This is a genomic window from Dyella sp., from assembly GCF_035486915.1.
Classification (GTDB): domain Bacteria; phylum Pseudomonadota; class Gammaproteobacteria; order Xanthomonadales; family Rhodanobacteraceae; genus Dyella_B.
In genome coordinates this window covers 1-12,833 of the sequence record NZ_DATHMR010000087.1, presented here as the reverse complement: position 1 = coordinate 12,833, position 12,833 = coordinate 1, and the positions used below count along the sequence as shown (strand labels likewise).

The 12,833-nt window shown below is 60.1% G+C and carries 10 protein-coding genes; all 10 read left to right on the top strand.

Going from position 1 to position 12,833, the window contains the following annotated elements; all coding sequences use genetic code 11:
- Positions 1-2: 2 nt before the first annotated feature.
- Positions 3-1,298, top strand: coding sequence for an RIP metalloprotease RseP (rseP, locus tag VK725_RS07000; RefSeq protein WP_325317341.1), 1,296 nt, complete (start codon positions 3-5; stop codon positions 1,296-1,298).
- 224 nt (positions 1,299-1,522) lie between these two features.
- The gene (bamA, locus tag VK725_RS06995) at positions 1,523-3,937 is read left to right on the top strand and encodes an outer membrane protein assembly factor BamA (protein WP_325317340.1); all 2,415 of its coding nucleotides are present in this window, start codon (positions 1,523-1,525) and stop codon (positions 3,935-3,937) included.
- 137 nt (positions 3,938-4,074) lie between these two features.
- Entirely contained in the window at positions 4,075-5,103 is a 1,029-nt protein-coding gene (gene lpxD / locus VK725_RS06990) for a UDP-3-O-(3-hydroxymyristoyl)glucosamine N-acyltransferase (protein WP_325317339.1), read from the top strand.
- Positions 5,096-5,569 (top strand): 3-hydroxyacyl-ACP dehydratase FabZ, encoded by a 474-nt coding sequence (gene fabZ / locus VK725_RS06985; protein WP_325317338.1) that lies wholly within the window; start codon positions 5,096-5,098, stop codon positions 5,567-5,569. Before lpxD ends, fabZ begins: the two co-directional genes overlap by 8 nt.
- The gene (gene lpxA, locus VK725_RS06980) at positions 5,566-6,339 is read left to right on the top strand and encodes an acyl-ACP--UDP-N-acetylglucosamine O-acyltransferase (RefSeq protein ID WP_325317337.1); all 774 of its coding nucleotides are present in this window, start codon (positions 5,566-5,568) and stop codon (positions 6,337-6,339) included. Before fabZ ends, lpxA begins: the two co-directional genes overlap by 4 nt.
- 61 nt (positions 6,340-6,400) lie before the next feature.
- On the top strand, positions 6,401-7,618 hold the full coding sequence (gene lpxB, locus VK725_RS06975; RefSeq protein ID WP_325317336.1) for a lipid-A-disaccharide synthase: 1,218 nt from the start codon (positions 6,401-6,403) through the stop codon (positions 7,616-7,618).
- Between the two features lie 14 nt (positions 7,619-7,632).
- The gene (rnhB, locus tag VK725_RS06970) at positions 7,633-8,280 is read left to right on the top strand and encodes a ribonuclease HII (RefSeq protein ID WP_325317335.1); all 648 of its coding nucleotides are present in this window, start codon (positions 7,633-7,635) and stop codon (positions 8,278-8,280) included.
- 229 nt (positions 8,281-8,509) lie between these two features.
- Positions 8,510-8,707, top strand: a complete 198-nt coding sequence (locus VK725_RS06965; protein WP_325317334.1) for a hypothetical protein — start codon at positions 8,510-8,512, stop codon at positions 8,705-8,707.
- A 94-nt stretch (positions 8,708-8,801) separates the two neighbouring features.
- Positions 8,802-9,332, top strand: coding sequence for a TlpA disulfide reductase family protein (locus VK725_RS06960; protein WP_325317333.1), 531 nt, complete (start codon positions 8,802-8,804; stop codon positions 9,330-9,332).
- An 84-nt stretch (positions 9,333-9,416) separates the two neighbouring features.
- The coding region (gene dnaE / locus VK725_RS06955; RefSeq protein ID WP_325317332.1) for a DNA polymerase III subunit alpha at positions 9,417-12,833 on the top strand (3,417 nt) is incomplete at its 3' end.

Genomic DNA, 12,833 nt, shown 5'->3' with positions numbered 1-12,833 from the left:
TGGTGACTTTTCACGAATTCGGACACTACTGGGTCGCGCGACGCTGTGGCGTGAAGGTTTTGCGCTTCTCCATCGGCTTCGGCAATGCGATCTGGAAGCGCATCGGCCGTGATGGCACCGAATATCAGATCGCGGCGATTCCGCTGGGCGGTTACGTCAAAATGCTCGATGCGCGCGAAGGGGAAGTCGATCCTGCGTTGCTCCATCAGGAATTCACGAATCAATCGATCTGGAAGCGTATCGCCATCGTCGCTGCCGGTCCTGGCTTCAATATCATCTTCACCGTCGCTGCGTTCTGGCTGATGTTCGTCATCGGCCGCACGGATTACGCACCGATCGTCACCGCGGTTCCGCAAAGTCTTGCTGCACAAGCCGGTATCAAACCGGGTGATCGCGTACTCACAGTCGGCGACGAAGCCATTGCCACCTTGAGCGGCGCCAACGATGCGATTGCCAATGCATTGCTGAGCCGCACGCCGCTGCCCGTCACCGTGCGTGGCACGGATGGCACCCAGCGTTCCATCGTCCTGCCACTCAATCGTCTACCGGCCGGTGAAGATGTCGGTCAGTACATGGACAAGTTGGGTATCGAGCCGGCATCTCCGCCACCAATTGCTGCCATCGTGAAACCGGGCTATCCGGCCGCTATGGCTGGGATGCAGGCTGGCGACCAGGTGGTGAGTGTCAACGGTGTACCCGTAAAGACTTTCGAAGACATCGGCAAGCAGGTCACCGCCGATGCCGTGAAGTCGCCGGTGATGTCGGTAGCCTTTCTGCGCAACGGCAAGCCGATGCAGTTCATGTTGACGGCGCGCCTGGATTCCACCGACAGCAGCAAGCCGTACTGGGCGATTGGCATCGGCCAGCAACCGCCGGAAGTGGCCATCCAACATTACGGTCCCATCAAGGCCTTCGCCGAATCGCTCGACCTGACCTGGCAGCGGACGACCGAAACCTTCGGTATGGTCAGCAAGATGCTCACCGGCGAAGCATCCACACGGAATCTTTCAGGTGTGATCGGCATCGCCCAGGTTGCCAATGCCGCTGCGTCGGCGGGGGCCGACCATTTCCTGGAATTCCTCGGTTTGGTGTCCCTCAGCCTGGCGATCGTCAACCTGCTGCCGATTCCAATCTTGGACGGCGGGCACTTGCTGTATTACCTTATCGAGCTGGTCAAGGGCAGCCCGGTCAGTGAGCGGACCATGATCGCGGGCCAGTACGTGGGTATCGCCTTGCTGTTCACGCTGATGGGGTTGGCGTTTTACAACGACATCCATCGCATCATCCTGCCCTCGTGATACGGATGCGCGCCGCTGACAACCTCCGGTTGGATGCTGGCCGCCGCTTCTGTGTCGCGTGGCAAATCACCCGCAACGTGCGGCTTCCCGGTGTTGTCCAGCCGGCCATGCCAAGCGCGAGAGCGGACAAAACTTAAAGGATCGGGCTTGCCCCGGTTCGGGAAGAAAAATACAGCGGAGCGATCGAATGATCACTTCGTCCAAATAACACAACGGAATCGACGATGAAGCGTATCGCCGCCCTGATCCTGCTTGCCTCCCTTTCAACGAGTGTGCTTGCACTCGAGCCATTCGTCGTTTCAGACATCCGTATCGAAGGTCTCAGCCGCATTTCCGCGGGCACGGTATTCAACTACCTGCAGATCAACAAGGGCGATCGTCTTACCAACGAAGAAGCACAGCAAGCCATTCGTGCCCTCTACAACACCAAGTTCTTCAGCGATGTGGAGCTGGAGCGCGATGGCGACATCCTGGTGGTGAAGGTGGTCGAGCGCCCCTCTATTGCCAAGCTCACCATTCGCGGCAACAGCGACATCAAGACCGATGACCTGAAGAAGGGTCTGAAGGAAATCGGCCTGACGGAAGGCGAAACCTTTGACCGCCTTTCGCTTGATCGCGTGCAGCAGGAACTGATTCGTCAGTACTACAACCGCGGCAAGTACAACGTGTCGGTGATTCCGCACGTAACTCAGCTAGATCGCAATCGCGTCGCCATCGATATCGAAATTCGCGAAGGCAAGGTCGCCAAGATCAAAGAAGTGAACATCGTGGGCAACACGGCGTTCACCACCCGCGACATCGAAAAGGATTTCGAATCCGGCACCACCAACTGGCTGTCGTGGTATTCGAAAAACGACCAGTATTCGCAGGAGAAGCTTTCGGGCGACCTGAAGAAACTGCAGTCGTACTACATGGACCGCGGCTACGCCGACTTCGGCCTGGACTCCTCCCAGGTGACGATTTCGCCCGACAAGCGCGCGATGTACATCGACGCGGATGTGGTCCAGGGCGACATCTACCACATCTCCGACACGCATCTGCTCGGCCAGCTGATCCTGCCGGAAGCGACGCTGCGCCAGCTCGTCTTCGTCAAGGATGGCGACCTGTTCAATCGTCGTGCGATCGAGGCCACATCCGATGCGATCAAAGCGACGTTGGCCAACATCGGCTACGCGTTTGCCAAGGTCAATTCGGTACCCAAGCTCGACAAGACGAACCACACCGCCGACATCACCTGGTACATCCAGCCCGGTCCGCGTGTGTATGTGCGCCGCGTGATCTTCCAGGGCAATACGCGCACCGAAGACGATGTGCTGCGTCGTGAAATGCGTCAGCTGGAAAGCGCCTGGTATTCGCAGGCCGCCATCGACCGTTCCAAGATCCGCCTGCAGCAGCTGGGTTACTTCAAGACGGTCACCATCGACAAGCAGGTGGTGCCGGGCAGCGACGATGAGGTCGACCTGACGGTGAAGGTGGAAGAACAGTCCGCTGGCAGCCTGACGTTCGGCGTGGGCTACTCGCAGTATTCGGGCATCATCCTGTCGAGCTCGGTGTCGCAGAACAACTTCCTCGGCACCGGCGATCACTTCAGCGTCAGCGCGGAGCGTAGCGACTACCTCACGCAGATCAGCACCAGTTACTCCACCCCGTATCTGACCGATAGCGGCATCGGACTCGGCTACAACGCGTCGTTCTCGCGCGCGGATTACGCCGACCTGGGCAGCCAGTACGCGAGCTATTCGAACAGCACCAAATCGTTCTCGACTACGCTGGGTATCCCGGTCACCGATTTCGATCGCCTGAGCGGCAGTCTTGGTATCGGCAGCACCAAGCTCAACACGTACGTCGGCTACACGCCACAGATCCTGGTCGACTACATCAACGCCCTGGGTCACGAAACGATCCATTCGTGGACGGGCTCGCTTAGCTGGGTGCACGACACGCGTAACTCGTACTGGGCACCGACGCACGGTGGCCAGCTGACGGCCACGGTCAACGTCGCATTGCCGGGTTCGACCGTGCAGTACTGGACGTTCAACGGCGAAGCCAATCACTACTGGCCAATCGGCAAGGGCTTCGTGCTCTATCTGGACGGCAAGGTTGGCTACGGCAGCACCTACGGTAACCAGACGTACGAATTCAACACAGCAGACGGCGAGTACAAAGCCGGCCAGACGATCGCTTTCCCGTTCTGGATGAACTTCTACGCCGGCGGCGTGACCGACGTGCGTGGCTTCCAGGACAACACCCTTGGTCCGCGCGCGTGCGCGGGCCAAACGGCTGCTGGCGGTCCCATCCCCCAGCAGTCGAACGGTTACTGTCCTGGCAGTAGCTATTCCTATTCACAGCCGATCGGTGGTGCGTTCAAGGTGTTGGGCACGGCCGAACTGTATCTGCCGCTGCCGTTCCTGAAAGACATCAACACCGCACGCGTGGCTTGGTTCGTCGACGTCGGCCAAGCCTACCCCACCATCAGCGATTTCCGTGCAAGCCGGCTCGATGCCTCCACCGGTGTCTCGTTGCACTGGCAGGCGCCGATTGGCCCGCTGATCATCAGCCTGGGTTTCCCGTTCCGCAAACAGCCGGGCGACAGCGAATACACCGAGCGCATTCAGTTCACCTTCGGCAGCCAGTTCTAATCGGACTGGTACCCGTCGGGTCCGCAAGGACACGTCAAAGAAAGCGCGGCCTGGCCGCGCTTTCTTTTGGAATCGCAGAAAAATGCGCGCGAAACGGGCTCACCCCCTACAATGCGCCGCATGTCGGGGAAACTTGCATGAGCACGATCCATTACACCGTGGCCGAACTCGCCAAACGTTTTTCCCTTGAGTTCAAGGGCGATGGCGAACGCATCATCGACGGAGTCGGCACATTGTCGGGTGCGGGCCCCAGCCAGCTAAGCTTTCTGTCCAACAGCAAGTACACCGCGCAGCTGACCACCACGCGCGCAGGGGTGGTCGTATTGAATAACGATGCTGTCGCAAGCTGTCCCACCGCTGCGCTCATCGCGCGCGATCCGTACGTGATGTACGCCCACATCGCTGCGCTTTTCGAACATCTCCCTGCCGCGCCACAAGGGATTCACCCAAGTGCAGTGGTTGCAACTGGCGCAAATGTGAGCGCAACGGCAAGCATAGGCCCGTGCTGCGTGATCGAGGATGGCGCCGTAGTCGAAGACGGAGCGGTGCTTGGCCCCCATTGCATCATAGGTTCTCACTGCACCGTTGGCGCGCAATCGCGCCTGGTTGCCCGAGTGACGCTGGTCACTCGTGTGACGCTCGGCAAGCGTGTGCTCGTGCATCCGGGCGCAGTGATTGGCTCGGATGGATTCGGCCTGGCCTTCGACCGGGATCATTGGGTGAAACTGCCACAACTGGGCGGCGTTCGCATCGGCGACGACTGTGAAATCGGCGCCAATACCACCATCGACCGTGGCGCCCTGGACGACACGGTGCTGGAAGAGGATGTGCGTCTGGACAATCAGATCCAGATTGCTCACAACGTTCACGTCGGCGCCCACACGGCCATGGCAGGCTGTGCAGCGGTAGCCGGTAGTGCGAAAATTGGCCGCTATTGCATGATCGGCGGCAACGCCGGTGTGCTGGGGCATCTGGAACTGGCCGACCGCGTTACCATTACGGCCAAAAGCCTCGTAACCCATTCGATTCGGGAAGCTGGCGAGTATTCCTCGGGAGTACCGCTGCAGGAAAACCGCCAGTGGCGTCGCAATGCTGCGCGTTTCAAGCACCTGGATGAGCTCGCGCGCCGAGTGTCGGCGCTGGAAAAGGATAAGACTGATGACTGACAACACCGCTCCGATCACGCTGCCGGTGGGCGTGGAGCAGATTCAACAACTGCTGCCGCATCGCTACCCGTTCCTGCTGGTGGATCGCGTGATCGAGTTCGTGCCCGACAAGAGCGTCGTCACGATCAAGAACGTCACCATCAACGAACCGTTCTTCAACGGACATTTTCCCGGTCACCCCGTCATGCCGGGTGTGTTGATCGTCGAAGCCATGGCGCAATCGGCAGGTTTGCTCACACAGCTCAGCGCTCGATCCAAAGGCGGCTCGCCGAGCTCGCTTTTCTATCTCGCCAAAGTGGATAACGCGCGCTTCAATGCGCCGGTCATTCCTGGCGATCAGCTGCGCATGGAAGTGCGACTCAAGCGCCTGTTGCGCAACATGGGCCTTTTCGAAGCGCGCACGCTGGTCGATGGCAAGGAAGTGGCCAGCTGCGAGCTGATGTGTGCGGCGAGGTCCGAAAAATGATTCACCCGACCGCGCAAATTGATCCATCTGCGGTTATCGGCGCCAACGTTCGCATTGGTGCTTACACGGTGATTGATGCGGATGTGCATATCGGTGAGGGCACCATCATTGGTCCGCACGTTGTCATCGAAGGACCCACGCGAATCGGCAAAGACAACCGCATTGCACAATTCGCGTCGCTGGGCGGCGATCCGCAGGACATGAAATTCAGCCGCGAGCGCACCGAGCTCGTTATCGGCGATCGCAATCTCATCCGTGAATTCGTCACCATCAATCGCGGTACCGGCCATGGCGGCGGTGTCACGCGCATTGGTAACGACAACTGGCTGCTCGCTTACGTGCACGTCGCGCACGATTGCACCATCGGCAACCACACCATTTTCTCAAACTACTCCGCGCTGGCCGGTCACGTGGAAGTGGGCGACTGGACCGTGTTCTCCGGGTATTCCGGCGCGCATCAGTTCTGCAAGATCGGTGAGCATGCCTTCATCGCCATGGGCTGCCTGCTCGGTGCCGATGTGCCGCCGTTCCTGATGATGGCGAATGACCAAGGCGGCCGTCCGCGCGGCTTGAACACGACGGGCCTGAAGCGTCGCGGTTTCGAACCGGAACGCATCACGGCCATCAAGCGCGCTTATCGCACGCTCTACACGTCCGGTTTGTCGTTAACCGAAGCACGCGAGCAATTGGTGATGCAGGCGAAGGACAGCGAAGACGTACGCGCCATGCTCGATTTCCTCGATCGTAGCGAGCGCGGGTTGGCGCGGTGACGTTGATATGCGCCCCGCATATCAACAAATCAAATAAGGGCTCTTATTAGGGAGTCCCCTCATGCCCGATGACAACCAAAGCCCTTTGATCGCCATCATCGCCGGCGAAGAATCCGGCGATCAACTCGGCGCCGATCTGATTGCTGCATTACGCCGCTTCTATCCAGACGCGCGATTCGCAGGTATCGGCGGCACCCGCATGCAAGAGCAGGGTTTCGAATCCTGGCACGACATGCGCGAGCTTTCCCTATTCGGTTTCGCCGAAGTGGTGAGCCATCTGCCGCGCTTACTAAGATTGCGTAAGGAACTTGTTGCACGGCTGACGACCGAGAAACCGATGGTGGTCATCGGCATTGACGCACCCGACTTCAACCTCGGCGTCGAGCGTCGTCTGAAGAAAGCAGGCATCCTGACCGTGCACTACGTCAGTCCATCGATCTGGGCCTGGCGAGAGAACCGTGCGGAAAAGATCGGTCACAGCGCAAACCGTGTGCTGTGCCTCTTCCCGATGGAACCACCGATATACGCCAAGCACGGTATCGATGCACGATTTGTCGGCCACCCGCTGGCGGACCGTTTTCCGCTTGTGTCAGACCGCATTCCGGCACGCCGCGCGCTGCAATTGCCGCTCGATGTGCCAGTGCTCGCCGTACTGCCTGGCAGCCGCGCTTCCGAAGTGGAGCGCATGGGCGCTATCTTCCTCGACGCCGCTCGCCGGGTCGCATCGGCGGTACCGGGTTTGCGTATCGTGATTCCCGCCGCCAACACGCGCATGCTCGCGACCATGAAAACGCTGCTGGCGCGCGGTCCGCATGACGAGATGATGCCGATACTGCTCGAAGGCCACGCACACGACGCCATGCTCGCTGCCGACGTCGTGCTGCTCGCATCGGGAACGGCAACGCTGGAAGCCATGCTCGCCAAACGCCCGATGGTCGTGGGCTATCGCGTCTCACCCATCAGCTATCGCATCGCGCGCACGCTCAAGATGCTGAAGACGGACGTCTATGCGCTGCCGAACATTCTGGCGCGAGCGTGCGGCATGGGGAGCAAGGTAATGCTCGTTCCCGAATTGATGCAAGACAACTGCACAGCCGGCAAACTCGCCGATGCCACACTGTCGCTGTTTCGCGATAGCGAACGACGCGGTGCCATCGTGGCTGCGTTCGAACAACTCCACGAGATTCTGCGCGGCGATCTGCACGGACATGCTGGCGATCACGCCGCCACCGCAATCGCTGAGCTGGTGGACGCAAAATCCACCACAGCGAAGCACTGAACGACACCGTCTCCATGAAACGCACTGTAACCACTCGTGCCCCAGTCAGCACCCAGCCATTCGAGGGCGTGAATGCCAAGGACGTGTTGATTGCCGGCGTCGATGAAGCGGGGCGCGGTCCGCTCGCAGGTCCGGTGGTTGTCGCTGCCGTCGTGCTGAATCCGGCTCACCCCGTCGACGGCCTGGATGACTCCAAGAAACTCAGCGAAGCGCGTCGCGAGAAACTCTTTCCACTGATCGTCGAACGCGCGCTCGCTTATTGCGTCGTCGTCGTCGAAAAGGACGAGATTGATCGCATCAATATCTTCCAAGCGACGATGACCGGCATGAGTCGTGCCGTCGCAGGTCTTACACCGTCGGCGGCCGAAGCGTGGGTTGACGGCAATCATCTGCCCAAAGACCTGCCCTGCCCTGGGCGCGCCATCATCGATGGCGATGCGCTGATTCCCGCCATCAGCGCAGCATCCATTCTCGCCAAAGTCACGCGCGATCGACTGATGGTGGCGATGGACACGGAACATCCCGGTTACGGATTCGCCTCCCACAAGGGCTATTCAACGCCCGAGCATCTTGCTGCACTGAAACGACTGGGCCCGTGCTCGCAGCATCGGCGCAGCTTTGCACCGGTGCGTCTGCTGCTGGATCAAGGCGAGCTTTTTTAAGCGGCTTTGTGACGGTTTGAATAACCATCCACGTCTATAAAAATAGGCAACCTTTCCTATTGCGGCTGCATCCAAGCAGGTGTGGAATGGAGTCGGAAAGTCATTGCGACCGCTCGCATGCACTGTCGCAACATCATCTTGCATGGACGCCACCGTCATCGGTCCGACGCAACGCGCGATGAGCAAACGCTTGTCCCACGCGAGCCGGGCTTTCAGGAGGATTTTCGTCATGCGCTTGATTCGCCCTCACCCCGAATACCCTGCAACGTCATCCGAAACGCTCACTGCCGAAGCCGCCAAGCCAGCTTCGAAAGTCACGGATGCCCGACAAAAGCACCTCGATTACAACCTGCAGCCACTAAGCGTCGATAGCTTCTCGCACTACATCGACGCCGTGGTGGATGACGATCGCTTCCGCGTGCGTTGATGCGGCTCTCTTGATCGTCTTCCTGTTCCAAGCCCGCGCTGGTTCCTGACCACTCAATCACGCTAACCTTGGTGGAAAACCCAGGGGAGCGGCCATGCAACTGCGTCCGGCGTGTTTTTTCGCGCTGCTTGTGCTTTTCACTCACGTCGCTGTGGCGGCCACCCCACCCGGGAGCGGCGATCTGCCGCCCAGCGCGCTCGGACGCGACGCCAATGACCATGACGTCCGCGTCGAGGATATGCATGGCAAGGTGGTCGTCGTGACCTTCTGGGCCTCCTGGTGCGGCTATTGCCTCAAGGAACTGCCCATTCTGGCCAATATCCAAAAGCTCGCTGGCGCGGACAACCTTCAGGTTGTCGCCATCAGCTACAAAGAGGATCACGACAACTTTCGTAAAATTTATCGCACCCTACGGAAATCCAACCTGGTGCTGACGTACGACACCAAGTCGACCATTTCCTCGGCCTATGGGGTCACAGGCATACCTCACATGGTGATGATCGGCCGGGATGGGCGCATCGCCTACGTGCACGTGGGCTATGACGAGTCGATGCTCGACACCATCGCCAATGAGCTCAATACGCTGTTGGCGGCGCCAGTGCCTGCCAATACGCACGCGCCATAAACCGCAGCGCTGCGTAGCCGATTGTCAATTCTTGCCCGGCTCGAACCGCACCGTTAGGCTGGGCCATTGATTCGCGTGCGAGCCATGGCCCTCCGTTTCGCTCATCTGCACCTGCACAGCGAGTATTCGCTGGTCGACTCGACCATCCGCATCAAGGCGCTGGTCGAAGCGTGCGTGCGCGAAGGTATTCCCGCCGTCGCGCTGACCGACGAATGCAACATGTTCGCGTTGGTGAAGTTCTACAAGGCGTGCACGGCAGCCGGTATCAAACCGATTGGCGGCTGCGACCTGTGGATCAGCGCACCGGATGACCCGCGCCCGTGGCGTCTCACTGTGATTTGCCAGAACCACGAGGGTTATCTGAACCTCTCGCGCTTGGTGTCGCGTGCGTGGCGAGACGGACAGTTAGGTGGGCGCGCTCTGATCGATGCGGCATGGCTCAACGTCGAAACAACGAAAGGCCTGATCGCACTCATCGGCCGTGAAAGCGAGATAGGACGTATCGCGATACATCAGGGCACCGATCACGCACGTTCGCGCGTATACATGCTGGGCGCGCTCTTTCCTGAGCGCCTCTATCTGGAGTTGACGCGTTGCGGCCGCGAAGGTGAAGAAACGTGGAACAACGCGGCGCTGGCATTGGGCGCCGAAGCGAATCTGCCCGTTATCGCCAGCAACGATGTGCGCTTCCTCAAGCAAAGCGACTTTGAAGCGCACGAAGCGCGCGTGTGCATCCATCAAGGGCGCGTGCTGGCCGATCCCAAACGCCCGCGCGATTACAGCGAACAGCAGTATGTGAAATCGCCGACGGAAATGGCCGAGTTGTTCTCGGACATCCCCGAAGCGCTGGAAAACACCCTCGAGCTTGCCAAGCGCTGCAATCTCGAACTCACCTTCGGCACGTATTACCTGCCCGACTTCCCGGTGCCGGAAGGCCACGACCTTGCCAGTTACATTCGCGAAATTGCGCGCGAAGGCCTGAAGGAGCGCCTCACCGTCGCACCACTCGCAGACGGTTACACGCTCGCCGATTACGAAGCGCGCCTGGAGCGCGAGCTGGACGTCATCATCGAGATGGGCTTCCCCGGCTACTTCTTGATCGTGGCGGACTTCATCAACTGGGGTAAGCAAAACGGCATTCCCGTAGGACCGGGGCGCGGCTCGGGTGCAGGCTCGCTCGTCGCGTGGGTGCTGAAGATTACCGATCTGGATCCGCTGCAGTTCAACCTGCTGTTCGAGCGTTTCCTCAATCCCGAACGCGTATCGATGCCGGACTTCGACATCGACTTCTGCATGGATCGCCGCGACGAGGTGATCGACTACGTCGCGCGCAAATACGGCCGCGATCACGTCAGTCAGATCATCACCTACGGTTCGATGGCGGCGAAGGCTGTGCTGCGCGATTCCGGTCGTGTGTTGGGCATGGGCTACAACGCGGTCGACCGCATCGCCAAGCTGATTCCACCGCGTCCGCTCGATCTGACCCTGTCCGATGCACTGGGCCGTTCCGAAAAATCGCAGAAAGAATCTGACCGCGTCGTCAAGGAATTTTGCGAGCTTTACGCGCAGGACGAAGAAGCGAAATCGCTGATCGATCTCGCGCTCAAGCTCGAAAATCTCACGCGTAACGCCGGCAAGCACGCTGGCGGCGTGGTGATCGGTCCCAAGCCGCTGACCGAATTCGCACCGTTGTACTGCGAACCAGGCGGCTCAGGCGTGGTGACGCAGTACGACAAGGACGACGTCGAAGCGGTCGGCCTCGTCAAGTTCGACTTTCTCGGCTTGCGCACGCTCACCATCATCGATTGGGCGGTGAAAGCGATCAACGTGCGGCGCGCTCAAACGGGCGAAGCGCCGGTGGATATCTCGACGCTGCCCCTCGACGATCCTGCGCCGTACGAACTGCTGAAGAAAGCGCAAACGGTTGCGGTATTCCAGCTCGAATCCTCCGGCATGCAGCGCATGTTGAAGGACGCGAAACCCGACCGTTTCGAAGACATCATCGCGCTCGTCGCGCTGTATCGTCCGGGCCCGATGGACCTGATTCCCAGCTTCGTCGCGCGTAAACACGGCCGCGAGGAAGTGGAATATCCCGATCCGCGCGTTGAGCCGATCCTGAAAGAGACCTACGGCATCATGGTCTATCAGGAGCAGGTGATGCAGATGGCGCAGATCGTCGGCGGTTATTCGCTCGGCGGCGCCGACCTGCTGCGCCGCGCGATGGGCAAGAAAAAGCTTGAGGAAATGGCGAAGGAGCGCGCCAAGTTCCGCGAAGGCGCCGCCAAAGACGGCCTCACCGGCGACAAAGCCGATTCCATCTTCGACTTGATGGAGAAGTTCGCCGGTTACGGCTTCAACAAATCGCATGCTGCCGCCTACGCGTTGGTGTCGTATCAAACCGCGTGGCTCAAAGCGCACTACCCCGCCGAATTCATGGCGGCGACGATTTCCTCGGATATGGACAACACCGACAAGGTGGTCACATTCCTCGATGAATCGCGCGCGATCGGGCTGAAGGTTCTTCCACCCGATGTGGATGCGTCGAACTTTATGTTCGTCGCGGTCGAGCCTAAAGTGATTCGCTATGGCTTGGGTGCGATCAAAGGCGTCGGCCAAGGTGCGTGCGAAGCGATTGCCGACGAACGCGCCCACGGCGGCCCATACAAGGATCTGGCGGACTTCTGCCGACGTGTCGATCCTTCCAAGCTTAATCGGCGCGTACTCGAAGCGCTGATTCTTTCAGGCGCACTCGACGCGCTGGCTCCTACGCGCGCCAGCCTGATGCTGCAGCTGCCGGATGCGATCAAGGCGGCCGAGCAACATCTGCGCGATCGCCAGTCCGGCCAGAACGACATGTTCGGCGCGGCGATGGGAGCCTCGGCACCCGTAGTGCACGTGGATCTCCCCACCGCACCCGAATGGCCGCTCGAACAGAAACTGCAGGGCGAGCGCGACACGCTCGGGCACTACCTCTCCGGCCACCCCACCGACCCGTGGCGCGAGGAACTGGCGCAGCTTGCGACCTGCCCGCTGGGCGAAATCGTCGATCGCTATCAGCCGCCCAAACCGCGCAAGAACGATGGTGACGACAACAATCGTTTTCGTCGTGGCCCCGATACGCCATGGACGGTCGCCGGCATGGTCACCGCCGTGCGAAAACGCGGCGACAGCGACGCGTTCGTGCGGCTGGAAGACGGCACCGGCAGCATCGAAGTGAGCTTCTTCGGCGAGCTGTACCAGCAGGTCGCACCCTTGCTCACCCGCGATGAAATGCTCGTGGTGGAAGGCGGCTTGCGCATCGACGACTTCTCCGGCGGCGGCTTTCAGGTGCGCGCTCGCAGCGCATACACCCTGGGCGACGCATGCCGCCGCTTTGCCCGTCTGCTGCGCGTCAAGATCAATGGCATCGGCCCGGACTTCATCCCGCAATTGCGTCAGGCACTGGCAGGCCATCGCGGCGGTCGCGCCAGCGTCGTCCTGAGCGGCTACCACAATGCCAAC

Bases quoted from the DNA above. Each gene is read 5' to 3' on its own strand.
- bamA (WP_325317340.1), top strand. From the start codon at position 1,523: ATGAAGCGTATCGCCGCCCTGATCCTGCTTGCCTCCCTTTCAACGAGT.
- lpxD (WP_325317339.1), top strand. From the start codon at position 4,075: ATGAGCACGATCCATTACACCGTGGCCGAACTCGCCAAACGTTTTTCC.
- fabZ (WP_325317338.1), top strand. From the start codon at position 5,096: ATGACTGACAACACCGCTCCGATCACGCTGCCGGTGGGCGTGGAGCAG.
- lpxA (WP_325317337.1), top strand. From the start codon at position 5,566: ATGATTCACCCGACCGCGCAAATTGATCCATCTGCGGTTATCGGCGCC.
- lpxB (WP_325317336.1), top strand. From the start codon at position 6,401: ATGCCCGATGACAACCAAAGCCCTTTGATCGCCATCATCGCCGGCGAA.
- rnhB (WP_325317335.1), top strand. From the start codon at position 7,633: ATGAAACGCACTGTAACCACTCGTGCCCCAGTCAGCACCCAGCCATTC.
- VK725_RS06965 (WP_325317334.1), top strand. From the start codon at position 8,510: ATGCGCTTGATTCGCCCTCACCCCGAATACCCTGCAACGTCATCCGAA.
- VK725_RS06960 (WP_325317333.1), top strand. From the start codon at position 8,802: ATGCAACTGCGTCCGGCGTGTTTTTTCGCGCTGCTTGTGCTTTTCACT.